Source organism: Corynebacterium auriscanis, from assembly GCF_030408435.1.
Taxonomy (GTDB): Bacteria; Actinomycetota; Actinomycetes; order Mycobacteriales; family Mycobacteriaceae; genus Corynebacterium; species Corynebacterium auriscanis.
The window spans coordinates 85,787-110,443 of the sequence record NZ_CP047046.1; the positions used below are offsets into that span (position 1 = coordinate 85,787).

Genomic DNA, 24,657 nt, shown 5'->3' on the forward strand with positions numbered 1-24,657 from the left:
AGCAGTTGCTCAATGCACGATGTTCGTCTCATGGGAATTCCCGTTGATCGATGCCAGCTCCCTGATTCGATCAGTCCGATCATTATTGAAGATTGGCCAGATGTAGCTAACGAGGTCTTAGTAAAAGCGTTGTCTATATTCAATGACCCTGGATACACCCCACTAGAAAAGACAGCTGCTTCGGCAATTATTGTTGACATTCAGCTCGATGCCGGTGCATTCCATTCAGCACGTGGAACACATCGAACCAAGGTTGATGATCTAGGCCTGCCACCTGAAAGAGGTGCGCGCTTGGTTAGTGAGTTGCGGGATACCAGCATCCCTCGCCCAGTATTGGATGCAATCCAAGTCATCTACCAACCATAGATCACTTTCTAGGGCTGCAAAGGGAGCCGTTTGATTATTCCCGTCTACCTGGGCAGGATTTCTTAGATTATGCTAACGACGCCGTAGTGTCGACGTCGGCACCGGATCTCGTTCCGTATATATCGATATTGTAGTCTGGTCCACTCTTACAGGGCCGACCCAATCCTACTGAAAACTTCATCGTCAACAGTGGAGACGTGTAGTCCTCGAGCGATACCGCAAAAAGCGCGCTGGCTGAGGCAATTAAGCTACCGCTGACTACGACGGCCATATTCGCTCGATCACTGCGAAGGCGGTAGTTTCTACGATGCAAGCGACCCCAGATGAAGGAATGTGCTAGAAGTTGGAAGTTTCAAAGCCGTACGGTGGTACCGTGCGGAAGATGCAATCATGTTTTAAGCAAGAATTCGAGTTCGGACAGTCGCGGACACGCCAGTAGAATGGATTGTCACAAAGTTTACTTGGAATAGTCTTCTCATCCCACATCACTTTAGGGAATCTTGCTCTTCCAGAATTCGAATGTATTCAACCTTCTCCGAACTCTACGGTGTTCTTAAGCCTGATCGTTCAGTACTGACCCCACCACAATCGAGCGTCAAGAAACGATCCCCAGCTAAGACGAAGAGTGTCGGCTGGGTAAATCTCACTCGATATACGAATCCTGGGCAGAGGTTTTCCCCTAATTCTGCCCACGTCATTCACGCTAGTGAGTGAACCCTTGCGAGAGTGTGCTTTCCACCGAATGAGACCACACTAGCAGATCTGCAATTCGTTCAAGACGCCATCGAAAATTAGCGACTTCGCTGGTCGTGCCGTCGGTTACTCCTGCAACCTTGTTGATACCGGTCCCGCTAGTTCCTTCCTTTTTCCGAAACTGGTTACTGCCCCCAGCCAACCTAGATATCGCAGGGTTAGACACATTAGTACTCGCGGGTGGCGTCTGGGCAGGGGTATGTTGACCACGCAGCACACTGGGTCGACGTACTGGGGTTGGCGAGCCATGTGAAAAATAAGCAGCTGCAACGCCAGATCGATGCGCTGACCCCGCAGCAGAAGGGTGCTTTGGGTGAGTCCATCGCGAAGGATACATTCGCAGGTCAATTCGATGAGGCGAATCCGCGGAGCTCCTACGCTGCTATCAGCGGTAAAACCCGTATCACTGACATTACGCTGAATAATCAATCTATTGTTGAGACGAAGTTCGTCAAAAAGCAAGGGCTCACCTCGCAGCTGAAAGATGGCATAGCTCAAGCGAAAGCAGAAAAAGCTGCGTACCATTTGGTGACGGCCCCAGAGACGAAGCTGTCTGGCCCGTTGCAGACGGCGATCGCGGAGGGACAAGTGGTGCATCACACCATGTCAGAATCTGCGATTGCCCGAACTATTACGACGCTATAGAAGGAGACACACAATGGATATCCCCAACCCATATGAGCCTAAAGGCCCGGCGATTGACGAGCAGATCATCGCTGAGCTGAGGGAGATCAAACCGGATTTTTACCAAGACCCGAACAGCATCATTGATCATGTTACGGAGGCAAAACGAACGTTTTCGCCGGCGCAGAAGCGGCAGTTCATTGCCCAGCATCGGCATAAGGCTGAACGCCCGTTGGATGAGTGGTCTCGGTCGTATATGGGCATGCTTATTAATCTGGGTGCGAAGGATTTGGATATCACCTATGCGGTGGATGAGATGTTGTTCTACATCGACTCTGGTGGGGATCGCCGCGCCATCCGTGCGATCGTTGAGGCTGATACGAACCTCATGATTTACAATATTCATCCGAAGAATTTTGATCAGTTCAATCGGTTTTGAAAGCCACTAGCGTCAATGAGCCGGAGATTCTTTATGAGTGGCAGGGAACGCTCATTGCATGCGGGGTGAAGAAGAAGGCGTTTCGTGAGCATCCGGAGTTCCAGTGGGTCACAGACACCGCGTATGCTACTGATCCGCGGTTTAAAAAAGACATTGAAAAGATGTCGAAAAGTTCGTGACTCTGCCTCCTGCTTTTAACGTGAAAGGTGTGTGTCGTTGGCTTGCGGTGCGGCGTTCATCGGGGTGAAGCGAGGCGTCATTATAGAAAAGCCCCAGCCCGGCCGAACGGGAAAGCCTCTTGGCGCGTAGTGGCGCACCCGAAGTTTGCCTCGTTTACACTCGATGAATAGCTCTCGCAATGTATAGGGTCTGGAGCCCGTAAGTTCGGCAACCGCATCGATAGAGGATCATGTCTACACGCATTGTTCATCGCCCCGCGCGGACACATCAAAGAATAGCCGCGGAAAAACCGATCCAACTCGCGGCCGTGCCTACCGTGCGATCGAATGGTCAGGGCGCGAACATAATCTCCTTTATTCTGCCCGTGGTGGGTGGCATGGGAATGGTGTTGATGATGATGTCTTCGGGCAATCCCATTCGCATGGCGGTCGGAGCTGTTATGTTTGTGGTCGTAATTCTCGGCGCCACCGTCATGTTTATCCGCTCCAAAACAGGCAAGCGGAAAGAAGCGGAAATCGCCCGCGAGAGGTTCCTTGACCATCTTCAGGAAACCGAAAGCGAAGTACGTGCCCGCGCGCAGGCGCAGTTGCATCTTTCGCAAGTACGTAATCCTGCCCCGGCGGCCCTTACGGATGCCATTCGTAACCCTTTTCGTTTGTGGGAACGGCGCCGGACTGACGAAGATGTTTTGGTTATCCGCATCGGCACTGGGGTAGCCGACCTCGCTTGTGGCATAGCGCCTAAAGAGACTGCTGATCCCATGGCTATTACCGAGCCGATCGCGCAGGCGCACATGGATCGTATGCTCAAGCGCGCTCGAACGATCGAGAACTCCCCGCTGGCCATCCCTGCGCGCGGCAGTGTTTCCATCGTCGGGCCAGCGGAGCTCACCGCTGAAGCGATTCGGGCTATCATTACTCAGGCAGCTGTGTTCCATTCACCAGATGATTTGTCCATCCATGTGACGATGCCGCTTTCCGACCCAACTGATAATGGCCGGTGGGCATTGTGGCTCCCACATCTGCTCAGCAAAGATCGGTTCGATGGACCTATTGGACGACGCCAAGTCTCCCACGATGAAAACTCCGCCGGAGCCTTAATCACTGAACTACGACGGCGCGCAGAACTATTGCAGGAACGCGCGCGTTACAAAATGACGGCGCTCGATGAGCCGTTCCTCATGGTCGTGGCGAACATGGATACCCCACACGGGCACGCTATCGCGCAGGAAATCGGCACCATCCCCAGTTTGGATAAAGCTCGTGTGACTCTTCTGGCGACGACGGCGCATCAGCAAAATGAGCCCTCCCATGTCGATGTGCGTGTCACTCTCAATGAAGACCGTAGTTTTCAGTCCGAGCTATTGGATCGCGGCGAGATTCGTCAGCCCGAACAGGGGGAGAAGGGCTACGTGGAACGTGCCCTGTACGGGGGATTCTCCGGTCATTTAGACCGAGTGGATTGTGCACAGGCCACAGCCATCACGCGGGCACTTGCGCCATTGCGCTTGGTGGAAGATAAAACACCGGATGCTCCGCTGGAACAAACTATTGGCTTGGACGCGATGCTAGGAATCGAGGATTTCGCCACCTACGATATTGGCCGACAGTGGGAGCCCAAGTCCGCGGCCGATTTCCTCAAGGTCCCGTTCGGAATTGATGCTGAAGCTCAACCGATCTGCCTAGACATTAAAGAATCTGCGAAAAACGGAATGGGCCCTCACGGCTTGTGTGTGGGCGCAACGGGTTCCGGTAAATCAGAACAAGGATAGTGGGTACGATATAGGCCATGACCCTTCGTGCTGCCATTTACGCCCGTATTTCGCTCGACCTTAAAGAAGAAGCCGGTGTGAAGCGACAAGTTTACTTGGCTACCAAGCAGGCTGAGGCCGACGAGGCGAGCCTAGTCGCCACCTACGTCGACAACAACATTTCAGCTTTCTCCGGTGAGTTCCGGCCGGAGTATGACAAGCTCATCAAGTCTATTGAGGCCGACGAGCTGGACGTTGTCTACGTGTACGCATTGGATCGGCTCACCCGCCGAACCAAGGACACGTTGGCGCTGTTTGAGCTGTGCGAGCGATACAACGTTCGCGTGCGCGCGAACCGCGGATATGACATCGATCCCTCCGACCCTGCTTCGCGGCTTACCATCGTCATCCTGGGGCTGATCGCCGAGCAGGAGAGCATTGACCGTGCTGCCCGTATTCGTGCAGCCTACGAGGACCGAGCACGTACCGGCCGTCCCAAGACTGGTGGACGTCGGATGCTTGGTTACGGGGTGGACGGTATGACAGTCATCGACGACGAGGCCCAGGCTATCCGCGATGCTGCGCAGTTGGTTCTGGCTGGCAAGACACTGCGCGAAATTGTCCGTGAGATCTTCCATGCCCGCGACATCCAGTCCACTTCCGGCCGAGAGATGTCCCCACAGACGCTGCGAGATATCTTGCTTAACCCTCGCGTACGGGGCATAAGCACCTTCAATCCCACCGACCCTGCGACTGGTTACCGCCTTATTAAGAACAGGCAGATCCTTGGGCCTGGTACGTGGCCGGCAATTATCGACGAGGCAACTGGCGAAAATCTTGATGTCGTGCTTCGTGATCCGGCGCGCCGAAGTAATCACTCCGGCAATGCACCGACGCGTTACCTTGCTTCCGTGCTGACTTGTACCTGCGGTGATCCGATGTATTCACGCAGTCGCGGGCGTAGAGATGGTTCCATGCAGCGCTTCTACACGTGCAAACGCTCAAACCCAGGCGGTAAGCACGTCTCTATCGGCGCCGAAATTGACGAGTTCATCGAGCGTGTCATCTTAGCCCGCATGGCCGAGCCTGATGCCCTGAGGGTCATACAGCAGGCTCTTGCCCCGGCTGAGGACGATGCTGCCACTGACGAGCTTCAGCACTTACTTGCTGATCGGAATGCTCTCTTAGCGCGCCGCGAGAGCATCGAGGAGTCTGTGATCGCCGGTAATATTGACGTTGATACCTTTGGTCGGCTCGAGAATAAGATCGCTAAACAGGTGGCTACCATTGAGTCTCGGCTCGCGGAGCTGACAGCGGTGCATGATGCTGATCCGCTCGCTGCTGAACTGGCAGATGCTTCTGACTTTCCCGAGTGGTGGGAGGGAGCCTCGGTTCAGGATAAGCGGCGGCTCACCCGTCTACTCATGGAAATACATATCCTTCCCGGCAGGGCGGGTGCCAAGCAATTCGACCCGAACCGTGTCCAGGTAACCTGGAAATAATCCTGGTCAATCTGTAAATCACTGTTGACTGCCTCGGGGCAGGCTGATTCTCAAGGGTCCGACTGATTGGCGACCGTCATTAATTTGGGACCGCGGTGCTTTTAGGTTTGTACGTCGTTCCCCACGCTACGTTGATCTTACTTCGGAGCATTTCCTGAAGTTCTCCGGCGACCATTTCGTAATCGTAGAGATTGTCTTTCATACGTCCTTCGAATGGTCCCCGGAGTGCCTTTATGTCCGGGATTGCCGTATCGAAAATATTGACGTTCTTTTTCTGGAGTTGGAGGAGGAACTCAGCCTCAAGGGTAACGGCGCGCCCTATGCGATTGAGTAGTACTGCACAGGGCCCTGCCACTGATTCTACGGTGGCCAGCGTTGGGTGGAAGTCCGCGCTGCTTGGGAATGCCGGTATAATCACGAAATCTGAGACAGGAGAGAGAATTCGAATGGCTGCGGGGCTGTGCGACGGTGTGTCAATAATCGTCAAATCGTATTGGCTAGAAGGGTTCAGAATTCGATCGGTTAGCGGGTATGTCTCAGGATGCTTCTGGTAGATCGGAACGTGGTCAACGGGGAACGGTAGAGGACTACCCTCCTTGGTCGCGTATTTAGCGGTTGATGCGGCATGGCCTTGATAGACGGCATCTACCACCCGGACACTCGCTCCATGCTCACTGGCCACCTGCGCCAGCATCAGTGCTGTAGTAGTTCTGCCGGAACCACCTTTGAGATTGGCTACGGTTAGAATCATGATTGCCTTTTCTGGGGTGAATTTTCAGTGTGTGAGACTCGAGCTTAGTGACATTAGCCCGAGTGGGGGAGGCTAGGCCCTGCTCGCGTCCTCGGCGTCGGACCGGCGTGTCCGCAATCCCTAATATCACCATTTTGGGGTGCTGTTGCAAAGTTGGGGCAGTAGAAAGACCGGCGTGAAATAATCAGAGCCATGGGCATCTTCTCCGGTCGGCATTTCCCCCGTGACATCATCCTGTGGGCGGTGCGGTGGTACTGCCGCTACGGGGTGAGCTACCGCGATCTCGAAGAAATGATGACCGAGCGGGGTGTGCCAGTCGATCACACCACGATCTACCGCTGGGTGCAGAAATGCGCCCCTGAGCTGGATAAGCAGACTCGCTGGTACCGGCAGGTACCCGACTGGCAGGCCCGGTCCTGGCGGGTGGATGAGACCTATATTCGGGTCGGCGGCACGTGGTGCTATCTCTACCGGGCTATTACCGCCGGTGGGCAGACCCTGGACTTTTACCTCTCCCCAAAGCGGAACGTGGCCGCAGCGAAGCGTTTCCTGGCCAAGACCCTACGGTCGAATAAATCGGCAAGCTATCCGCGGGTGATCAGCACCGCGGCAACCGCGATGGCGGCTCTGCGGGGTGTGCTCGGCATGGATTAGATCTCCTTACTCCGGGGCGGTGGGGAAGAAGACAATGTTCTGGTTGTCCCGGAAGACCACAACACCGAGGAAGGTCATCGTGCTGCCCGGTGGGTGGTCTGCAGCGACTCTGCCCACCTCGGCACTCAACCCTGCTGTGGGGGTTACTCGTAGCGAAGCGAGCTGACCATCCCGGTTTCCATGTGATAGGCGTTATGGCAGTGAAATGCCCACTCACCGGGGTTGTCAGCGATCAGGTCGGCGATCATGGTTTCACCGTGGCGGAGAAGGACGGTGTCCTTGCGTAGCCCGCCGCTGCCGGGTAGCGCCCAGGTGTGGCCGTGGATGTGCATGGGATGGGGCATCATGGTCCTGTTGCGCATGACCATCCGCAGGCGCTGGCCCTCCTGCACGGTCGCGGAGGAGGATTGGCCGTCGGTGAGAATGCTCCATTCATACGGCATCATCTGCCCGCCCAGGTCGATGCTGACTTCTCGGTCTGGTGTGCCCTCGGGCAGGAGTGCACGGTCTGCTGGCTTCAGGGAGGACAGAAGCAGTCCGGTGGACGACAACTCGGGGAAGTCGACATCGGGGCGGGGGGCCTGGCCGCCGGCGGTGCGGATGACGGCGAAGGCGCGGTCGTCCTTACCCACCGCCAAAGCCGTGAGCGGGAAGATGCCGTCGCCGAGGATGACCTCGACGTCGACACGCTCGCCCATCGACAGGTAGATCGATTCGGTCTCCCAGGGCTGGACAGGGAAGCCGTCGGTGTGGGTGACGGTCATGCGGTGGCCACCGAGGGCCACCTTGAAGATGGTGTCACCGCCGGAGTTGATAAACCGCAGGCGGGCTTTATCCCCCGGTCGGGCATTAAACGTTCGGTGCGCCCGGGGAATGCGTCCGTTGATGAGGTAGTGCGGATACATCACATCGCCGACATCTCCGCCCAGTACCCGGTCCGGGGTGCCGTGCATCATCTGGCTGTGACCTCCCATTCCCATCCTCCCGTTATGGTCGTCCGAGCCCATTCCGGTGAGCTTGTCGAGCTCATCGTCGGGAGTGCCATGAATGCCATCGACCCAGTCGTCGAGCACGATGGTCCACTCGACGTCCTGATCCTCTGCGTCGTCCGGGTCGCGGATGATCAGTGGGGCGTGGAGGCCGCGATCAAGCTGCAGGCCGGTGTGGGAATGGTAGAAGTAGGTGCCACCGTGGGGGACTTCAAAAACATAGGAGAAAGACTCGCCAGGTTCAATGGGGTCCTGGGTCATGCCGGGCACACCGTCGGCTGCGTTGTGGAGTGCGATGCCATGCCAGTGGATGGAGGTGCTCTCAGGCAGTTCATTGGTGATATCGACCTGGAGGACGTCGCCGGCGGTGGCCTCAATGGCCGCATCCCCGGTGTCAGAGACGTATCCCCACGTCTTGGCTTCGATGCCGCCGATATCCAGGGAGAGGGGCCGGGCGGTCAGTGTCCGGCGCACCGTCGGCTCACCGAGCGCAGTGGGGGTAGGAGTGGGGCGAAGGGAGGGACCTGGTGCCGAGGCAGCGGGTCCAGGGTCGCTGGTGCAGGCGGCCAGGGCGCCGGTGCCGGCGAGTACGAGCCCGCCGAGCAGAACCTGTCGCCGGGAAAAACTACTTGTCATGGTTAAACCGTCCTTGGTGCAAGTCTGAGTGACACAGGGGAAGGATCAGGGGAAACCCACTGCTGAGGCATCAGGTCAGGCGCAGGTCCGTGACACAGGTGGCCCCGTCCTCGGTGGTGGAGAACTCGGTGACACCGGTGCGCCCCTGATGGGTGATCTCGATGGTGCCGGTGGCCTCATCGGGAAGCCAGAAGCCGACAAACCCGTTGTCGAAGGTGGTTGTCGCCTCGTCCACCAGCACCTCACCGGTCGCCTCATCGGTGATCGTGACCTGGATATCCTCATTGTCGAGTTCCCCCAGGCAGGTCGTGAGGCTGTGGTAGAAGCAGTCGTGGGTGGAGGTGAGATAGGGTGCGATCGAGACATACGTCTGATTGTCGGGAAGATCGACCACGACTTCCTGGTCATCGCTCGAGAGCAGCAGTTCATCGGCACGCACGGAGGCGATCAGATCCGTGGGACGCTCAGTGACCTTCTGCCGGTCGAGGTGATCAATGATCTCCACCGCGTCCATGGCGGCCAGGCCATGGGTAGTCAGGAATGTATCCTGGGACACCGTCCCGTCGGCGGTAGGTTCCGGGTCGGCGGCCGAACACCCCGTGAGGGCGAGGGCAAGGGCGGCGGCTGCGATCGCTGCTTGTTTCACGTCAATCTCCTTGGATCGTGGTAGGACCGTGAGAAGACACCGCCTCAAGGTCGATGCCATACCTTTATCTAGCACGGGTGCCTGACGGCCCAGAAATCAAAAACCCTGCTCACAGCCTTATGACAGGGCGAAAAGGGGGTGACTCCGGTGGGCTGGGTCACCACCGGGACACCACCCCACAGCCGTGGGCGATGTCCTTCTACCCGCCCCGGGTATGCGGTGCAGGCAGTGAAATCCCTGGTGGCGCCTGCTGAACTGACCAGGGGAGGCGATGCCGCCGGCCCGGGGTGGGGCACAGGGGTGACGGCGGTCGAAGGGTGATGTTTGAAGATTTGATGAAGGTTTCCCCGCAGGGCACTGAGCGAGGGTGGTATTCTCCCCTGGCCGGAGCGATACTGGGGTCTATGGCTGACCGCACACCGACCACCGCCACGCCCCCGGGGCGGGTGCTGGTCGTCGATGATGAACAACCCCTGGCTCAGATGGTGGCCTCCTACCTCATCCGGGCCGGCTTTGACACCCGCCAGGCGCACACCGGCACCCAGGCCGTGGACGAGGCCCGTCGCTTTTCCCCCGATGTTGTGGTGCTGGATCTGGGGCTGCCCGAACTCGACGGCCTGGAGGTGTGCCGACGGATCCGCACCTTCTCGGACTGCTACATCCTCATGCTCACCGCGCGTGGCAGCGAGGACGACAAGATCAGCGGTTTGACCCTGGGGGCGGATGACTACATCACCAAACCTTTTAGCATCCGGGAACTGGTGACCCGGGTGCATGCGGTGCTGCGCCGCCCGCGCACCAGCACCACCCCACCGCAGGTGACCACCCCCTTGATCGTTGGTGACCTCATCCTTGACCCCGTCGCCCATCAGGTGCGGGTGGGGGAGACGACCGTGGAGCTCACCCGCACGGAGTTCGAGCTGCTGGTTGCCCTGGCCCTGCGCCCCGGCCAGGTGCTGACCCGACACGACCTGGTCACCGAGGTCTGGGACACCACCTGGGTCGGTGATGAACGCATCGTCGATGTCCACATCGGCAACTTGCGTCGCAAGCTCGGCACCGACACCCGGGGCCGGGGGTTTATCGACACCGTGCGTGGCGTGGGCTACCGGGTGGGGCAGCCATGAATCACGGACCCGGCCTGACCTTCCGCTTCCTGGCCGCCCAGGTGTTGGTCGTGGTGATTAGCCTGCTGGTTGCCGCGGCCGTGGCCACGGTGGTGGGCCCGACCCTGTTCCATGATCATATGTTGATGACCGGCCGGGAGGACCCCTCGCTGGAGCTGTTCCATGCCGAGCAGGCCTACCGGGACGCCAACCTGATCACCCTGGCCGTCGCCCTGCCCACCGCCTTGATCAGCGCCCTGCTGGCCAGCCTGTGGTTATCGCGTCGCCTGCGCACCCCCCTGCAGGATCTCACCCGCGCCGCTACCAGCCTGACGGCCGGCAACTACCGTATCCGCGTGCCCGCCGGAGAAGCAGGCCCCGAGGTCACCACCCTGGCGCATGCCTTCAACACCATGGCCGACCGGCTGGAACACACCGAACAGGTCCGCCGCCAGATGCTCTCTGATCTGGCCCACGAAATGGGCACCCCCTTATCGGTGCTCACGGTCTACCTCGATGGTCTCCAGGACGGGGTCGTGGACTGGAATAATGCCACCCACACGATCATGGCTGACCAACTCACCCGCCTGACCCGGTTGATGGAAGACATCGACGATGTCTCCCGGGCCCAGGAACACCGGATCGATTTGGACCTGGCGGAGGAAGGGCTCGGGGATCTGCTCCATACCGCCGCTGCTGCCGCGGGGGAAGCTTATGCTGACAAAGGCGTCGATTTACAGGTCGAGACCATTACGGACACAGCCCGGGTGCTCGTGGACCGGCAACGCTTCGGCCAGGTGATGAGCAATCTCCTGTCGAACGCGCTACGGCACACCCCGGCCGGCGGGCAGGTCCGGATCAGCGTCCACCGACAGGGGGCGTCCACCGCGCTCATCCACGTCGCCGATGACGGCGAGGGCATCCCACCTGGCCAGCTCGGACACATCTTCGAACGCTTCTACCGGGGGGATGCCGCCCGCAGCCGGGACAACGGCGGGGCCGGTATCGGTCTGACCATCTCCAAGGCATTGATCGAGGCCCACGGCGGCACTCTCACCGCCACCTCTCCTGGCCCCGGTGCCGGATCGGTCTTCACCATCCGTCTTCCCCTGCACCAGGAAAACGTGTCCCTGATGCTCAGTGACCCCCACTCCCGGGGACAATAATTCTGATGACCTCGGCAGCGATCCGTATCAACCCCTGGACAATACCCCATAGGGGTATATAATGGGAGAGGAAACCCCGCCTGATACCCCGATCCCACAGGAGCGATCCGATGACCACCCCGACTTCCCCCTTGCTGCCGCTGGCCTCCGACGGTTGTGGATGCTGCGCGCCCTCTACGCCGTCCGCGACCGTCTCCGCCCCGGCCGTGGCCGCGGCAACCGACGCAACACCTGAAGGTCCCACCACCTACCAGGTCACAGGCATGACCTGCGGACACTGCGCCGGCAACGTCACCGAGGCGGTGAGCGCTCTACCCCAGGTCGACGACGTCCAGGTCGACCTCATCGCCGGTGGGGTCTCCATCGTCACGGTCACGGGTTCCGTGCCCCTGAAAACCGTCCACCGGGCAATTGAGGAGACCGGCTACACCGTCTTGTCCTGATCGATTCGCCCATCATCTCGACCCCGACCGGGTTGAGCGAAAGGAACCTCATGAGCACTCCCCACCACCACGGTGATCACCCCGCTCCGGAAACAGACCACACCCACCACCCGAATCATGCCGGTCACGAGCACCATGCGGATGCCGCCACCCACGACCAGGCCATGCCGCACGATCATCCGCATTCCACTGTCGATGAAGAACACCAGGTCCACGATCACGGTGAACACGCCGGCCACAGCGCCGCGATGTTCCGGGACCGCTTCTGGTGGTCGCTGATCCTGTCGGTTCCGGTGGTGTTCTTCAGCCCGATGTTCGCCGACCTGCTGGGATATAATATTCCGGAGATTCCGGGAGCCTACTTGATTCCTCCGGTCCTGGGCACGATCATCTTCCTCTACGGCGGCACCCCCTTCCTCAAGGGCGCAATGACCGAGCTGAAATCCCGCCAACCGGGCATGATGCTCCTGATCGCCATGGCGATCGCCGTGGCGTTTATCGCCTCCTGGGTCACCACCCTGGGGCTGGGCGGGTTCCACCTAGATTTCTGGTGGGAACTGGCCCTGCTGGTGACCATCATGCTGCTGGGCCACTGGCTGGAGATGCGCGCTCTTGGTGGAGCCTCCTCCGCGCTTGACGCGCTGGCAGAGCTCCTGCCCGATGAGGCCGAGAAGGTCGTCGACGGGACCACCCGCACCGTAGCGATCTCAGAGCTAGCCGTCGACGATGTCGTGCTGGTCCGAGCCGGTGCCCGCGTCCCGGCCGACGGGACCATCATCGACGGAGCGGCCGAATTCGATGAGGCCATGATCACCGGTGAATCCCGCCCCGTCTTCCGGGATACCGGTGAGACCGTGGTGGCCGGCACCGTGGCCACCGACAACACCGTCCGGGTCCGGGTGGAGGCCACCGGTGGGGACACTGCCCTGGCAGGCATCCAGCGCATGGTCGCCGATGCCCAGGCCTCCTCCTCCCGGGCCCAGGCCCTGGCCGATCGAGCCGCAGCCTTCCTGTTCTGGTTCGCCCTGATCGCGGCCCTGATCACCGCCGTGGTCTGGACCATCATCGGCAGCCCCGATGATGCCGTGGTCCGCGCGGTGACCGTGCTGATCATCGCCTGTCCGCACGCCCTGGGCCTGGCCATCCCCCTGGTCATCGCGATCTCCACCGAGCGGGCCGCGAAATCCGGGGTGCTCATCAAGGACCGGTTGGCCTTGGAGCACATGCGCACCATCGACGTGGTCTTGTTTGATAAGACCGGCACCCTGACCGAAGGCGCACACGCCGTCACCGACATCATGGCTGCCGACGGCATTACCGAGGGCGAGCTGCTGTCCCTGGCCGCCGCCGCCGAGGCCGATAGCGAGCATCCCGTGGCCCGGGCGATCGTGGCTGCCGCGGCCGCACACCCGGAGGCCTCACGCCGCCCACTGCGCGCAACCGGTTTCACCGCCGCCTCCGGCCGCGGGATCCGGGCCACTGTCGATGGCACCCAAATCCTCGTGGGTGGGCCGAACATGTTGCGCGAATTCAGTCTGACCATCCCGGGTGAGCTCACCGACATCACCGGTTCCTGGACGCAGCGAGGCGCCGGAGTGCTCCACGTCGTCCGCGACGGTGAGATCATCGGTGCCGTGGCCGTCGAGGACAAGATCCGCCCCGAATCCCGCGCGGCGGTGCGCGCCCTGCAGGCCCGCGGGGTGAAGGTGGCGATGATCACCGGTGACGCCACCCAGGTCGCCCAGGCAGTGGGCAAGGATCTGGGGATCGATGAGGTCTTCGCCGAGGTTCTGCCGCAGGACAAGGACACCAAGGTCACCCAGCTGCAGGAGCGCGGTCTGAGCGTGGCCATGGTCGGCGACGGTGTCAATGACGCCCCGGCCCTGGCCCGGGCCGAGGTCGGTATTGCGATTGGCGCGGGTACAGATGTGGCGATGGAGTCCGCCGGGGTGGTCCTGGCCAGTGATGATCCCCGGGCCGTGCTGTCGATGATCGAGCTCTCCCATGCCAGCTACCGCAAGATGGTCCAGAACCTGGTCTGGGCCTCTGGCTACAACATCCTCGCCGTTCCCCTGGCCGCCGGAGTGCTCGCCCCTATCGGGTTCGTGCTGTCCCCGGCCGTGGGCGCGATCTTGATGTCCCTGTCCACGATCATCGTCGCCCTCACCGCCCAGCTGCTACGCCGGATCGACCTGGACCCGGCTCACCTGGCTCCGACCAACGGCTGATTCCAGCAGGAGACACCCACGGCGGTGCCCGACCCAGATCGCTCATGTCCGGGTCGGGCACCGCTGTATAAGCAGTTGATCAGGCGCACCGCGCCTTCTCGGAAGGCGTAGTCAGGTGCGTGAGGCTTCCGCGATAGTGCCGATTGTTTCATCCAGGACAGCGTCGAATTCGCGGTCGTCCTGGGTGACGGTGAGCCCTTCGGTCAGGGCGCGGGAGATTGATCGACATTTTGATTAGCGGCAGATAGTTGTCGCAGGATGATCGAATAGAGATCGCCGATGGGCTCGACGCTGGCGAGCCGGTGAAGCAGATCGCCGCGCGTATCGGGAACAGCTACCAGAGTGTGGGGGGTGTCCACTAAACGGGGGTCAGGCCCGTTCGTTCGCCCGGTTCGGTTGCCGTTGTGGTTAGGAGCGGGCGAAGCGGGCGATGGCGTCGGTGACTTCCTGGAACTTCGCATCCGCCTCCTCGCCTCCCAGCTGGGCGGCGTCGCGCACACAATGCTTCATGTGGTCATCCAGCAGGCCTAGGGCAACGTTGCGCAGCGCGGAGTTGACCGCGGAGACCTGGGTGAGGATGTCGATGCAGTACTGCTCCTCGTCGACCATGCGGTGAAGACCCCGGACCTGGCCCTCGATGCGCTTGAGGCGGGCGAGGTAGCGGTCCTTGTCGTTGATATAACCGTGGGTGGGGTAGCAGGTGCCTGACGCATCGTCGGCGGGAACGGTCTGATCAGGGGTGAGGGCATCCATGATGGTCTCCTTGCTAAAAGGGGTGGGCCGGTACGTCCTGGGTCAGTGCGCAGTTCGATCAGGAGGACAGGCCCGAGAGTGTGGAACAGGGCGTGGTGACCTGGCGGCCACCACGCCCTGTGACGTTATCCTGCTGGATGGTCGGCAGATATCAGCCTGCGTGGGCGTACTGGGCGGGGTTGGCGTCAAACTTCGGGCCGCAGCCGGGGCAGCAGAGCCAGTAACGCTGGCCCTCGTAGTCACGGTAGAGGCCCTTGGCTTCTGCCTCGGCCTTGATAACCGGGGTGCCGGCCATGACGGGGCATTCGGCCGTCTCGCCGATGGTGCCCTCGGCGTTTGCCGGGGTAGAGGTGAGGGTCAGGGACTCCGGAGCGGAGGTCTGGGTGTTGTCGGAGTGGCCGCAGCCGCAAGAGGAGTCAGACATGGGGTGGGTGTCCTTATCGGTAGAAGGGGATGGGGGTCAGGCGTTGGCCGGCTGCCTGGTGCCGGCCTCAGTCGTGGTCGGTGCGGGGGTTGCCGCACTGTGGCTGGATGTGAATCCGCGCAGGCGCAGGGAGTTGGAGACGACGAACACGGAGGAGAACGCCATGGCGATACCCGCGAGCATCGGGTTGAGCAGGCCTAGGGCTGCGACCGGGATGAGTGCCACATTGTAGGCAAACGCCCAGAACAGGTTGCCCTTGATGGTGCCCAGGGTGCGACGTGACAGTCGGATGGCGTCGACCGTGGAGCGCAGGTCGTTGTTCATCAGGGTGATGTCGGAGGCCTCGATGGCCACGTCGGTGCCCGCCCCCATGGCCAGACCCAGGTCGGCCTGGGCGAGCGCGGCGGCGTCGTTGACCCCGTCGCCGACCATGGCCACGCGCCGGCCGTCGTTCTGCAGGCGCTCGACCTGCGCGACCTTGTCGTCCGGCATGACCTCGGCGATCACGTGATCTGCGTCGATGCCGACCTCCGCGGCCACCGCCTTCGCGGCGCCGGCATTGTCGCCGGTCAGCAGCATCGGGGTCAGGCCCAGCTTCCGCAGTCCGGCGACGGCCTCGGCGGAGGTCGGCTTGACGGTGTCACGGACAGTGATCACCCCGGCGTTGCGGCCGTTGATCTGGATGACCACCGGGGTGCCTCCCAGGTCCTGGGCGTCGGTGAAGGCGGACTGCAGGGGTGCGGGCAGGTCGCCGGCAGGGCGGCCGACGGTGACGGTGTGCCCGTCGACGGTGCCGGTCACGCCCCGGCCGGCGGTGTTGGTAAAGCCGGTGACCTCGGGCAGCGCCCTGGTGCGCTCACCCTCGCGGGCGATGGCCTGGGCGATGGGGTGCTCGGAGGCGGCTTCGACGGCCGCGGCCTTGGCCAGCACGTCCTCGGCATCGAAGCCCTCGCCGGGGGTCACCCCCGTGACGGACATGACGCCGGAGGTGACGGTGCCGGTTTTGTCCATGACAATGGTGTCGACCTTCTTGGTCGATTCCAGCACTTCCGGGCCCTTGATCAGCAGACCCAGCTGGGCACCCCGGCCGGTGCCCACGAGCAGGGCGGTCGGGGTGGCCAGGCCGAGCGCACACGGGCAGGCGATGATCAGCACGGCGACCGCGGCGGTGAACGCCGGAGCCAAGCCGTGGCCAAGGAAGACGTGGACCAACAGGGTAAGAACGGCCACGACGATGACGACGGGCACAAAGATCTGGGAGATCCGGTCGACCAGGCGCTGGACCGGGGCCTTCTTCGCCTGGGCGTCGGTGACCAGCCGGGCCATCTGCGCCAGGGTGGTCTCGGCACCGGTGCGGGTGACCTCCACCAGCAGCCGGCCCGAGGTATTCAGGGTCGCCCCGGTGACCGTGGAGCCTGCGGTGGCCTCCACGGGCACGGACTCACCGGTGAGCATGGACTCGTCGATGGCGGAGGTACCTTCGGTGACACGGCCGTCGGTGGCGATCTTCTCACCCGGGCGGACGACGAAGACATCCCCGACCTTCAGCTGGCCCACCGGCACGCGAACCTCCGCACCGTCGCGGATGACGGCGGCGTCCTTGGCACCCATATCAAGCAGGGCGCGCAGCGCCGCGGAGGACTGGCCCTTGGCCTTGGTCTCAAACCACCGGCCCAGCAGCAGGAAGGAAATCACCACCGCGGCGGTCTCCAGGTAGATCTCGTCCATTGTGGAGTTTGTCGGCAGCAGGTGCATTTCCATCGTCACGCCCGGCATACCGGCGTTACCGATGAACAGGGCCCACAACGACCACAGGTAGGCCGCCGTTGTGCCGAGTGTGATCAGCGTGTCCATGGTGAACGCACCGTGGCGCAGGTTGACCAGGGTGGCCCTGTGGAAGGGGGCGCCGCCCCAGAAGAACACCGGGGTGGTCATCGTGAGCACGGCCCACTGCCAGTGGGTGAACTGCAATGCGGGGATCATGCTCAGTAGGACGATCGGCACGGTGAGCAGCGCGGAGATGATCAGGCGCTTCTTCAGGTCAGCGGCCTCATGCTCGCGGGCCGCATCCACCTGGCCCTGTGCCCCGGAGCCCTCTGAGGCCGGCGATGCGGGGTCCCCGTCATCCCCGGTGTCTGCCGGGGTGTCGTCAGCACCGGCCATGGTGAAGGCACCGTAACCGGTGGCCTTGACGGTCTCGATGAGCTTGTCCGGGTCGACCTTGTTCGGGTCGTAGCTCACAGAAGCCGACTCGGTGGCGAAGTTGACGCTCGCCTCCGCACCATCGAGCTTGTTGAGCTTGCGTTCCACCCGCGACGAACACGAAGTGCACGTCATGCCGGTCACGCCGAGGTCGATCTGGAGCAGATCGACCGCTGGTTGCGTCTGGGTCATCAGTTATCAGTCCTCATTGAGAGCACATCGGTGTTTATTGTCTGGATTAGGCAGCATTCCCCGCCGCCCACTACCGCTAAACCTGTACCCCCTACCGGTATGGAACAAGGGCGGGTGTCCCTTGCAGGGTCGCGAATGGAGAAAGGGCCCGATCCCGCTGCCACACAATGCGGGGGGACGGGCCTTATGGGGGAGCGCTTAGGGTTTGACGGCGTAGCCGGCTTCCTTGACGGCGGCGGCGACATCCTCGTCGGTGAAGTCCTCCCCGGTAACCTCCATGCGGCCGTTGTCGACGGTAGCTTCCACAGAGTTCACGCCGGCGACCTCGCCGACCTCCTCCTCGACGGAGGCCTTGCAGTGGCCGCAGGTCATGCCTTCGACCATGTAGTTCTTGGTGACGGTTGCCATTGTGAATGTCCTTTCGCTGGGAAATGCTTTTGGAGGTGACGAAGTAGCCTCCGAGCGGGGGCGCCCCTTCGGTTAATAGCTACCCTATACCCACAGGGGGTATATAGCAAGGGTGTGAGTGATCAGGGCAAGTAGGGAGGGTGCTCACGACCGCCCGGTGCCCTTCAGTGCTGCCTTAACCTCGCCCGAACGGCAGGGCGTTTGCCGAGCTCGCGTGGTGACCGGCTTTTCTGCCGGGCTTGCACTGGCCGGGGATCCGTCTCTGAGGTGGGGAGACGATAAAAGGGTGGCCGCTCGAGTCCGGCATGGGCCGATAGCACTCGAAGGGCCACCCCTATTGGACGGTGTCTCAGGTGAGATGTCCTCGTCGGCCACAGCGGACGTACTCAACACCCTGATCTCGCCCGGGTCGGGCCGGGATGCGGGGCAGGCGTCGCCGGCTAGTGGTCATGGGTCGGGTTAGGCTAGGGTGGCGAGCAGTTCCGCGCAGGCCTGTTCACACCGGCGGCAGGCTTCGGCGCAGACCGTGCAGTGCTCGTGCATCTCAGCGTGGCGGGCGCATTCTTCTCCACAGGCCTGGCAGGCAGTACGACAAGCCTCCAGGACGGAGCGGATAAGGGTGACATTCCAGTCGGTGGGCCGGGAGAGCATCCGGCCGGTGGCCGTACAGATGTCAGCGCAGTCGAGGTTGAGGCGGATGCAGGTGGTCAGCTCCGCGACCATGTCCTCACCCAGGCAGGCGCCGGCACAGGCGGTGCAGGTCTGGGCGCACTCGAAGCAGGCGGTGATGCATTCGGCCAGTTTGTCCTTGTCGATCTGGCCTAGGTCCTTCGGGTGGGTCTCCAGCATGGCGTGTACGTGATGGGTCGTGTCGTGCTCCATTCTCGATTCGATCCGGAAAGACGGGCCGGTCGAGCCGACCGGCCCACACCCTCGACCCTAGAGGCCCGACTGGCCGGAATCCAGGGCTGGACCATGAAGATTTCATGAAGAACCCCAACCTCCACCTAGTGGCTACCAGCCGCTAGAAACTCCCTAAGTAACGTGGCGAATGCTCGGCCGTAGCTACGCCGAGTGGGTCGGCCACAGGCTCCCAAGAGCCGGACGCTGCCCTACCCACAGCCTCCACCCAGTGGCACCTATCGAGCAGGAGGAGTGATAAACCACGACGCACTTGAAGCACCATCCCTCGCTGAGTCTCAGCTCCTGCACCAACCAAGAAACCTAGAAAGCATTATCATGAAGCGCACCATTGCCCTCGCCGCCCTCGCCCTGACCTCCTCCCTGGCCCTGGCCGCCTGCACGGACGACACTGCATCCGATGCCCCCGAGACCACGACCACCACAACCTCGGAGACGGCCACACAGTCCTCCGAGGAGACTGGCATGAACCATCAGATGGGTGCAGAGGGCCATGACCATCCGGCTGATGGTGGGCAACCCCCGGCAGGGATCGCAGCAGAGGAAAATCCCACCTACCCGGTGGACACCGAGGTCGTCCTCACCGCGGACCACATGCCGGGCATGGAGGGTGCTGAGGCGACGATCGCCGGTGCGTTTGACACCACGACCTACTCGATCAGCTACACCCCCACCGACGGCGGGGACCCGGTCACCGACCACCGGTGGGTGGTCCACGAGGAGCTTGTCGATCCGGGCCAGGCCCCCCTGCCGGAGGGGTCCGAGGTCGTCTTGGATGCCGAGCACATGTCGGGAATGAAGGGTGTGGAGGCCACCATCGACTATTCCACGGATGAGACGGTCTACATGGTTGATCTCACCGTCGACGGGATGACCATGACCAATCACAAGTGGGTCACCGAAAGCGAGATCGCCCCGGCAGAGTAAGACCCACCAACCGAGACCGTGTCCAAGAACCTTGGCACAGCCCAGTAGAGCCCTGCTACTCTGGCACTGCCAGATGGCGCGGACGTTGACTGGTCACGGCTCGAGCGACAGCCGATTGGAAGATGCCGCGACCTTAACCAATCGGCACCCAACCAGATGGCGTGATGGGAATCGCAGTGGTCCGATCGCGCAGCAGATGACGAAACGGAGGAAGGAAGGCGATGACTGACGGTAACGGCGGTCGCAGCCACGCGGGGCACCTGCCCTCCAGCGGCGCCGCCCTGACGATTTCGGCGTGGCTGACGGGGATCTACTTCGTCATCGAGTTGGGCATCGGCCTGTGGACGGGATCGGTGGCGGTGATTTCGGACGCCTTCCACACCTTCTCGGCGGTGGGTGGCGTGCTGGTGGCCATCATCGCCGCCCGACTGGCCCGCCGCCCGGCCGATAAGGACCGCAGCTTCGGTTGGTATCGCGCCGAGATCGTGGGCGCCCTGGTCAACGGCGGCTTCTTGCTGGTCATGGCGCTGGTCGTGATTGTGATGGCCGGCATGCGCATGACCGACCCCGTTGACTTGTCCACTACACCCATGCTGTGGGCGGCGGCCGGTGGCTTGCTCACCGAGTTCATCTCGTTGGGATTGATCTGGAAGCAAAGCCGCAGCGACCTGAACGTCAGAGGCGCGCTGTGGCACATTCTTCAGACTTTCGTCGGCAGCCTGCTCATCATCGTCACCGCGCTGGTGATCCGCTTCACCGGGTTCTTGCTGATCGATCCGCTGCTCGGAATGGCCTTCGGCTTCGTCCTGATATGGGCAAGTTGGGGCATCCTGCGCGACGCCGCCCATTTGCTGATGGAGGGCACGCCCGCTGAGATTCGCCTGGGTGAGGTGACCGAAGCACTGGAAGCGCTCGACGGCGTTGAAGGCGCCCATCACGTGCACGCTTGGGCACTGACCAGTGGACGTTACGTGTTCTCCGGTCACCTGCGCATCGCCGACGGGGCCGATCCACAGGCTGTGCTCCAAGCCGCCTCCAGCATGCTCAAGGATCAGTACGGCTTCTTCTTCGCCACACTGCAGGTGGAGGCCGCCTACCTCGACGAGTCCGACGCCGAAGCGATCGATGTCATGCGTGAGACGCGCAAGAAGGGACAGGCGTGAGAACCCTCCTTCTGCTTGCCTTGATCACGTTCTCCGAGGCGGCCATCAGGGAATGAGAAACTAGGTCTTCGTCGCTCTCCGCCCTGCTTTGCAACAGCACCGTTTTGATCACCATTGCCAAACTGAAGCAATAAGAAAGATAGGGACTTCCCCTGCGGTGTTTGAGCCCGCCGAGGGTCCGTCTTCCGCGGCGAGACCATGGACCGGCACCGTTCGATCACCGGCCTCCTGCCCCTGATGCTTGTACCAGCATGCGACGGTGACCAGCTGACCGGTTCCACTATCCTTACCGCTACTGGCGGCGCTGGTTAGCCCGCCGGCGGGTAGGGATCATTGCCATAGGAATTGGACTCACGGAATTTGCCGTCACGTCCCTGGATTCGATGCTCCAACCCCTCCCTCATTGCAGTGCTCCGAGCGTCTGCGATGGCTTCTGCCTGTGTGTCATATCGCTTCGAGATCCGCTCTGCGCCATCTCGGCGATTAGCCCACCCATCTCCTGAGCGCACTGTGTTGATATTCCTCTTTGCCATATTTCCTCCACACGTCACTGATCGCACTCATATTCGAGCATTGACCTGATTATAGAGGAAAGAGGATCTTAGTTTCCTTGTATAGTTCCCTCCCTGAGGTTCTGAATTGGGACCGAGTGTTCAATCAGGCAGCTCGGCCCTGACCCCGCCACGCTTTCGGCGAGCGTCTACAGAGTAGCGGGCCCAGGCACCCCGTTTCTCAGACGCTGTAATACGCCCACCTATAGAGGCGGTTACCGATACTGGTCCCACCGGCAAACGCGAGGCCCTGTATCTGCACTATGGAAAATGACCGAGAAATCCGACATATCTCCCACTGCCTTGCTGATGATTCTGTTCAACTTCCATCCCTACATGGCAGTCATATGCCACATGGGTACGCCCCAAAAGGACAGTTTTTAAATTACTGTCAGAGTCAGAAGGCGTTGGCACAGATAGCCCCCCGTGAAGCAGGAGCCTTCGGCCGCCGAATTAATGCAAAAAGCATATGACAGTCTCGACGCCATGATCGACAAGGCACGATACGACCCGGCGACCGCCCAACACTTGCTCGAGTTAATGACGTATCCCCAGGCGACGAGAACGCACGCTAGGATGTTCGCAATTCGTTCGCCCATCTCAGCATCCCACTGGAATTTCTGTCGCCCTAGCGTGGTCGAGTCCCTGCGGCAGCGGCTTTTCACAACTTCATGGGCGGTTCAGTTGATGCCGGTAAGGAAACCTAGAGAGGCCCTAGCAGCACGGGGGATGAGTTTATTAAAGGCCGAAGGCGCCGCCGCTGACGAGGATGAAGATACCCAGGCCGATCAAGACGATAGGGAACAACACATGCTCCCAGCGTTCGAGAATCTCCGCGATGGGCGGACGGGTGGCCACGAACTTCGCCAACAGGACCAGGCCCGCCACCAGAATCAGAAAGACAACGCAGTAGATGATAACGGTGGCGGTATCCACGTTGAGAAAAACCGGGACATAGACGCCGATATTGTCGCCACCGTTGGCAAAGGTCACCCCGGCGACGGTCAAGACGCTTACGTTCTTTCCGCTGACTTTCGCGTCATCGTCGTCGTCATTGTCTCCCCGCCAGGCTTGCCAGGCCGCCCACAGCCCCAAGGTCAGGGGGATCAGCCCGAAGTAGGGGATCGCCTCGGTGGGCAGGAAAGCATCCGCCCCTAGGGTGACCAGAATCGCGGCTGCGAGGATGCCCGCGAAACCAAGGTACTGCCCGGCCAGGATCCGAAGTGTGGTCCCTGCTTGGCCGGCCCCACGGGCGAAGAACAGCGAGAGCACGATGATGTCGTCGATATTGGTGGCGATAAACAGACCAACCGCCCCCAGGAGACCAGTTACCACTTCCTGTTCCCCTCTCCGGTGGCACACCCGGGCACGTCACATGCCGAGTCAATACACGGGGCATTCTCGTCGGCAGCCAGAGTGGTATCCAGCAGTGAGTTCAACGCCTGGACAAGATGGGCGTCGACGATCTCGTAGCGGGTCTTCCGTCCCTGCGGTTCGGCGACCACAATTCCGCAGTCCCGTAGGCAAGTGAGGTGGTTCGACACATTTGACCGCGTCAGTTCCAGCTCCCGTGCGAGATCGGCCGGGTAGGCCGGGCCGTCCAGCAGGGCCAGGAGAATACGGGATCGGGAGGGATCGGACATCGCCCGGCCCAATCGGTTCATCACGTCCAAGCGTGTAGCAATAGTCAGCATGCACTGAACTATACAGCTATTACTGAACTGTCGCAACGAGGGTCGAACGTCGGCCCGACGGTGATGTGTGGGACACCAGTACCCTTCGGTACTGCCTGTGTCGAAATCGTTCGTTTTTGACACAAAAACCCGGTTTCCGAAATGGTCCCATACGTAAAGGTGGGTGCGTTACGTTTTTGTATCACAACACAGTGCCGTATTCTATGTGCCCATTCACTGCCCTCCGCACGGGTTCTGATACGTTTTTGAGGGTGCTGTTGCAAAGTTGGGGCAGTAGGAAGAGCGACGTGAAATAATCACAGCCATGGGTATCTTCTCCGGTCGTCATTTCCCCCGTGACATCATTCTGTGGGCAGTGCGGTGGTACTGCCGCTACGGGGTGAGCTACCGAGACTTGGAGGAATTGATGACTTCAGCGGGGTGTGCCGGTCGATCACACCACGATCTACCGCTGGGTGCAGAAATACGCCCCTGAGCTGGACAAGCACACTCGGTGGTACCGGCAGGTACCTGATTGGCAGGCTAGTTCCTGGCGGGTGGATGAGACCTATATCCGGGTCGGCGGCAGGTGGTGCTACCTCTGATCTGGCGATCACCGCCGGTGGCCAGACCCTGGACTTTTACCTCTCCCCAAAGCGGAACGTGGCCGCAGCGAAGCGTTTCCTGGCCAAGACGCTGCGAACGAATACGACAGCCGGGTCCCCGCGGGTCATCAACACCGACAAGGCACCAGCTCTGGCCAAGGCAATATCCGAGCTGAAGGCGGAGGGAATCTGCCCTCAGACGGTGGAGCACCGGCAGGTGAAATACCTGAACAACGTTATCGAGGGAGATCATGGCCGACTTAAAAGAATCCTGGGGCCGAAGGGAGCGTTCAAAAACCGAATTTCCGCCTACCGGACGTTGAAAGGGATGGAAGCGATGCATTCATTACGGAAAGGCCAGGGAACGATGTTTGCCTACGGGCACCCGAACCCAGACGCGGTGATCGTCAACCGGATATTCGAGACAGCTTAAGCACCCCGGAGCAAGGACAACTAATGTCTTGAGGTTGGGCTTTTCGACCCTGGCCCAACTTTGCAACAGCACCGCTACACACCGCACCGGGTGGCGGGTGTTGCTTGACACTTTCTTGGGCTGTGTCCCGACTGAGGCAACGAAGTCCGAATTCGTCCAGAGTGTCTCAGAC

General features: G+C 61.1%; 23 protein-coding genes and 3 pseudogenes. 14 read left to right on the forward strand and 12 right to left on the reverse strand.

What is annotated here, in order from left to right:
• The first annotated feature begins 30 nt into the window (after positions 1–30).
• From CAURIC_RS00380 to CAURIC_RS00400, 5 genes are all read left to right on the forward strand, one after another.
• Positions 31–366, forward strand: coding sequence for a hypothetical protein (locus tag CAURIC_RS00380; RefSeq protein ID WP_290182896.1), 336 nt, complete (start codon positions 31–33; stop codon positions 364–366).
• A 1,002-nt stretch (positions 367–1,368) separates the two neighbouring features.
• The gene (locus tag CAURIC_RS00385) at positions 1,369–1,764 is read left to right on the forward strand and encodes a putative toxin (RefSeq protein WP_290182898.1); all 396 of its coding nucleotides are present in this window, start codon (positions 1,369–1,371) and stop codon (positions 1,762–1,764) included.
• Positions 1,765–1,777: 13 nt separating this feature from the next.
• A complete protein-coding gene (locus CAURIC_RS00390; protein ID WP_035114903.1) occupies positions 1,778–2,182 on the forward strand; it encodes a hypothetical protein in 405 nt (134 codons plus the stop codon).
• 409 nt (positions 2,183–2,591) lie between these two features.
• Positions 2,592–4,133, forward strand: a complete 1,542-nt coding sequence (locus tag CAURIC_RS00395) for a hypothetical protein (RefSeq protein ID WP_265915235.1) — start codon at positions 2,592–2,594, stop codon at positions 4,131–4,133.
• 17 nt (positions 4,134–4,150) lie between these two features.
• A complete protein-coding gene (locus CAURIC_RS00400) occupies positions 4,151–5,614 on the forward strand; it encodes a recombinase family protein (protein WP_290182903.1) in 1,464 nt (487 codons plus the stop codon).
• A gap of 79 nt (positions 5,615–5,693) precedes the next feature.
• On the opposite strand, the gene CAURIC_RS00405 is transcribed toward CAURIC_RS00400, so the two are convergent.
• A complete protein-coding gene (locus CAURIC_RS00405) occupies positions 5,694–6,365 on the reverse strand; it encodes a ParA family protein (RefSeq protein ID WP_265915233.1) in 672 nt (223 codons plus the stop codon).
• Positions 6,366–6,557: 192 nt separating this feature from the next.
• Here CAURIC_RS00405 and CAURIC_RS00410 point away from each other — a divergent pair.
• Positions 6,558–6,971, forward strand: a pseudogene (locus tag CAURIC_RS00410) (IS6 family transposase); the annotation flags it as partial.
• Between the two features lie 191 nt (positions 6,972–7,162).
• Here the strand turns inward: CAURIC_RS00410 and CAURIC_RS00415 are convergent.
• Together CAURIC_RS00415 and CAURIC_RS00420 are read right to left on the reverse strand one after the other, a co-directional pair.
• Positions 7,163–8,644: a multicopper oxidase family protein gene (locus CAURIC_RS00415; RefSeq protein ID WP_290182905.1), complete on the reverse strand. Its 1,482-nt coding sequence runs from the start codon at positions 8,642–8,644 to the stop codon at positions 7,163–7,165.
• A 70-nt stretch (positions 8,645–8,714) separates the two neighbouring features.
• Complete coding sequence (locus CAURIC_RS00420) at positions 8,715–9,290, reverse strand: CueP family metal-binding protein (protein WP_035114909.1); 576 nt, start codon at positions 9,288–9,290, stop codon at positions 8,715–8,717.
• A 404-nt stretch (positions 9,291–9,694) separates the two neighbouring features.
• Between CAURIC_RS00420 and CAURIC_RS00425 the strand changes: the two genes are divergently transcribed.
• The 4 genes from CAURIC_RS00425 to CAURIC_RS00440 all read left to right on the forward strand — a co-directional run bounded on the left by CAURIC_RS00425 (position 9,695) and on the right by CAURIC_RS00440 (position 14,233).
• Positions 9,695–10,417, forward strand: coding sequence for a response regulator transcription factor (locus tag CAURIC_RS00425; RefSeq protein WP_003859491.1), 723 nt, complete (start codon positions 9,695–9,697; stop codon positions 10,415–10,417).
• Positions 10,414–11,562: a sensor histidine kinase gene (locus CAURIC_RS00430; RefSeq protein WP_265915231.1), complete on the forward strand. Its 1,149-nt coding sequence runs from the start codon at positions 10,414–10,416 to the stop codon at positions 11,560–11,562. Before CAURIC_RS00425 ends, CAURIC_RS00430 begins: the two co-directional genes overlap by 4 nt.
• A gap of 110 nt (positions 11,563–11,672) precedes the next feature.
• Positions 11,673–12,005 carry a heavy-metal-associated domain-containing protein gene (locus CAURIC_RS00435; RefSeq protein WP_035114911.1) on the forward strand — a complete coding sequence of 111 codons (333 nt, stop codon included), beginning with the start codon at positions 11,673–11,675 and terminating at the stop codon, positions 12,003–12,005.
• 50 nt (positions 12,006–12,055) lie between these two features.
• Positions 12,056–14,233, forward strand: a complete 2,178-nt coding sequence (locus CAURIC_RS00440) for a copper-translocating P-type ATPase (protein ID WP_290182910.1) — start codon at positions 12,056–12,058, stop codon at positions 14,231–14,233.
• Positions 14,234–14,344: 111 nt separating this feature from the next.
• Here CAURIC_RS00440 and CAURIC_RS00445 read toward each other — a convergent pair.
• Positions 14,345–14,455 (reverse strand): annotated as a pseudogene (locus CAURIC_RS00445) (fructose-bisphosphate aldolase); the annotation flags it as partial.
• Positions 14,456–14,481: 26 nt separating this feature from the next.
• Here CAURIC_RS00445 and CAURIC_RS00450 point away from each other — a divergent pair.
• Positions 14,482–14,595 (forward strand): helix-turn-helix domain-containing protein, encoded by a 114-nt coding sequence (locus CAURIC_RS00450; RefSeq protein WP_149029550.1) that lies wholly within the window; start codon positions 14,482–14,484, stop codon positions 14,593–14,595.
• Positions 14,596–14,641: 46 nt separating this feature from the next.
• Here CAURIC_RS00450 and CAURIC_RS00455 read toward each other — a convergent pair whose 3' ends face one another.
• The 5 genes from CAURIC_RS00455 to CAURIC_RS00475 all read right to left on the reverse strand — a co-directional run bounded on the left by CAURIC_RS00455 (position 14,642) and on the right by CAURIC_RS00475 (position 19,094).
• Positions 14,642–14,986 (reverse strand): metal-sensitive transcriptional regulator, encoded by a 345-nt coding sequence (locus CAURIC_RS00455; RefSeq protein WP_015402270.1) that lies wholly within the window; start codon positions 14,984–14,986, stop codon positions 14,642–14,644.
• Between the two features lie 151 nt (positions 14,987–15,137).
• Positions 15,138–15,410, reverse strand: coding sequence for a YHS domain-containing protein (locus CAURIC_RS00460; protein WP_265915229.1), 273 nt, complete (start codon positions 15,408–15,410; stop codon positions 15,138–15,140).
• A 36-nt stretch (positions 15,411–15,446) separates the two neighbouring features.
• Positions 15,447–17,804, reverse strand: a complete 2,358-nt coding sequence (locus tag CAURIC_RS00465; RefSeq protein ID WP_035114914.1) for a heavy metal translocating P-type ATPase — start codon at positions 17,802–17,804, stop codon at positions 15,447–15,449.
• Between the two features lie 198 nt (positions 17,805–18,002).
• Positions 18,003–18,212: a heavy-metal-associated domain-containing protein gene (locus CAURIC_RS00470; RefSeq protein WP_015402273.1), complete on the reverse strand. Its 210-nt coding sequence runs from the start codon at positions 18,210–18,212 to the stop codon at positions 18,003–18,005.
• A 459-nt stretch (positions 18,213–18,671) separates the two neighbouring features.
• The gene (locus CAURIC_RS00475) at positions 18,672–19,094 is read right to left on the reverse strand and encodes a four-helix bundle copper-binding protein (protein ID WP_290182918.1); all 423 of its coding nucleotides are present in this window, start codon (positions 19,092–19,094) and stop codon (positions 18,672–18,674) included.
• Between the two features lie 357 nt (positions 19,095–19,451).
• Between CAURIC_RS00475 and CAURIC_RS00480 the strand changes: the two genes are divergently transcribed.
• Entirely contained in the window at positions 19,452–20,060 is a 609-nt protein-coding gene (locus CAURIC_RS00480; RefSeq protein WP_035114963.1) for a YdhK family protein, read from the forward strand.
• Between the two features lie 221 nt (positions 20,061–20,281).
• Positions 20,282–21,223, forward strand: coding sequence for a cation diffusion facilitator family transporter (locus CAURIC_RS00485; RefSeq protein WP_265915225.1), 942 nt, complete (start codon positions 20,282–20,284; stop codon positions 21,221–21,223).
• A gap of 308 nt (positions 21,224–21,531) precedes the next feature.
• Here the strand turns inward: CAURIC_RS00485 and CAURIC_RS00490 are convergent, their stop codons facing one another.
• From CAURIC_RS00490 to cmtR, 3 genes are all read right to left on the reverse strand, one after another.
• The gene (locus CAURIC_RS00490) at positions 21,532–21,756 is read right to left on the reverse strand and encodes a DUF2188 domain-containing protein (RefSeq protein WP_035114916.1); all 225 of its coding nucleotides are present in this window, start codon (positions 21,754–21,756) and stop codon (positions 21,532–21,534) included.
• A gap of 756 nt (positions 21,757–22,512) precedes the next feature.
• Entirely contained in the window at positions 22,513–23,109 is a 597-nt protein-coding gene (locus tag CAURIC_RS00495) for a cadmium resistance transporter (protein ID WP_035114918.1), read from the reverse strand.
• On the reverse strand, positions 23,103–23,468 hold the full coding sequence (gene cmtR / locus CAURIC_RS00500) for a Cd(II)/Pb(II)-sensing metalloregulatory transcriptional regulator CmtR (RefSeq protein ID WP_035114920.1): 366 nt from the start codon (positions 23,466–23,468) through the stop codon (positions 23,103–23,105). Before cmtR ends, CAURIC_RS00495 begins: the two co-directional genes overlap by 7 nt.
• Positions 23,469–23,772: 304 nt before the next feature.
• Here cmtR and CAURIC_RS00505 point away from each other — a divergent pair.
• Positions 23,773–24,485 (forward strand): annotated as a pseudogene (locus CAURIC_RS00505) (IS6 family transposase).
• Positions 24,486–24,657 lie beyond the last annotated feature (172 nt).

Bases quoted from the DNA above. Each gene is read 5' to 3' on its own strand.
- CAURIC_RS00380 (WP_290182896.1), top strand. From the start codon at position 31: ATGGGAATTCCCGTTGATCGATGCCAGCTCCCTGATTCGATCAGTCCG.
- CAURIC_RS00390 (WP_035114903.1), top strand. From the start codon at position 1,778: ATGGATATCCCCAACCCATATGAGCCTAAAGGCCCGGCGATTGACGAG.
- CAURIC_RS00395 (WP_265915235.1), top strand. From the start codon at position 2,592: ATGTCTACACGCATTGTTCATCGCCCCGCGCGGACACATCAAAGAATA.
- CAURIC_RS00400 (WP_290182903.1), top strand. From the start codon at position 4,151: ATGACCCTTCGTGCTGCCATTTACGCCCGTATTTCGCTCGACCTTAAA.
- CAURIC_RS00405 (WP_265915233.1), bottom strand. From the start codon at position 6,365: ATGATTCTAACCGTAGCCAATCTCAAAGGTGGTTCCGGCAGAACTACT.
- CAURIC_RS00415 (WP_290182905.1), bottom strand. From the start codon at position 8,644: ATGACAAGTAGTTTTTCCCGGCGACAGGTTCTGCTCGGCGGGCTCGTA.
- CAURIC_RS00425 (WP_003859491.1), top strand. From the start codon at position 9,695: ATGGCTGACCGCACACCGACCACCGCCACGCCCCCGGGGCGGGTGCTG.
- CAURIC_RS00430 (WP_265915231.1), top strand. From the start codon at position 10,414: ATGAATCACGGACCCGGCCTGACCTTCCGCTTCCTGGCCGCCCAGGTG.
- CAURIC_RS00435 (WP_035114911.1), top strand. From the start codon at position 11,673: ATGACCACCCCGACTTCCCCCTTGCTGCCGCTGGCCTCCGACGGTTGT.
- CAURIC_RS00440 (WP_290182910.1), top strand. From the start codon at position 12,056: ATGAGCACTCCCCACCACCACGGTGATCACCCCGCTCCGGAAACAGAC.
- CAURIC_RS00455 (WP_015402270.1), bottom strand. From the start codon at position 14,986: ATGGATGCCCTCACCCCTGATCAGACCGTTCCCGCCGACGATGCGTCA.
- CAURIC_RS00460 (WP_265915229.1), bottom strand. From the start codon at position 15,410: ATGTCTGACTCCTCTTGCGGCTGCGGCCACTCCGACAACACCCAGACC.
- CAURIC_RS00465 (WP_035114914.1), bottom strand. From the start codon at position 17,804: ATGACCCAGACGCAACCAGCGGTCGATCTGCTCCAGATCGACCTCGGC.
- CAURIC_RS00470 (WP_015402273.1), bottom strand. From the start codon at position 18,212: ATGGCAACCGTCACCAAGAACTACATGGTCGAAGGCATGACCTGCGGC.
- CAURIC_RS00475 (WP_290182918.1), bottom strand. From the start codon at position 19,094: ATGGAGCACGACACGACCCATCACGTACACGCCATGCTGGAGACCCAC.
- CAURIC_RS00480 (WP_035114963.1), top strand. From the start codon at position 19,452: ATGAAGCGCACCATTGCCCTCGCCGCCCTCGCCCTGACCTCCTCCCTG.
- CAURIC_RS00485 (WP_265915225.1), top strand. From the start codon at position 20,282: ATGACTGACGGTAACGGCGGTCGCAGCCACGCGGGGCACCTGCCCTCC.
- CAURIC_RS00490 (WP_035114916.1), bottom strand. From the start codon at position 21,756: ATGGCAAAGAGGAATATCAACACAGTGCGCTCAGGAGATGGGTGGGCT.
- cmtR (WP_035114920.1), bottom strand. From the start codon at position 23,468: ATGCTGACTATTGCTACACGCTTGGACGTGATGAACCGATTGGGCCGG.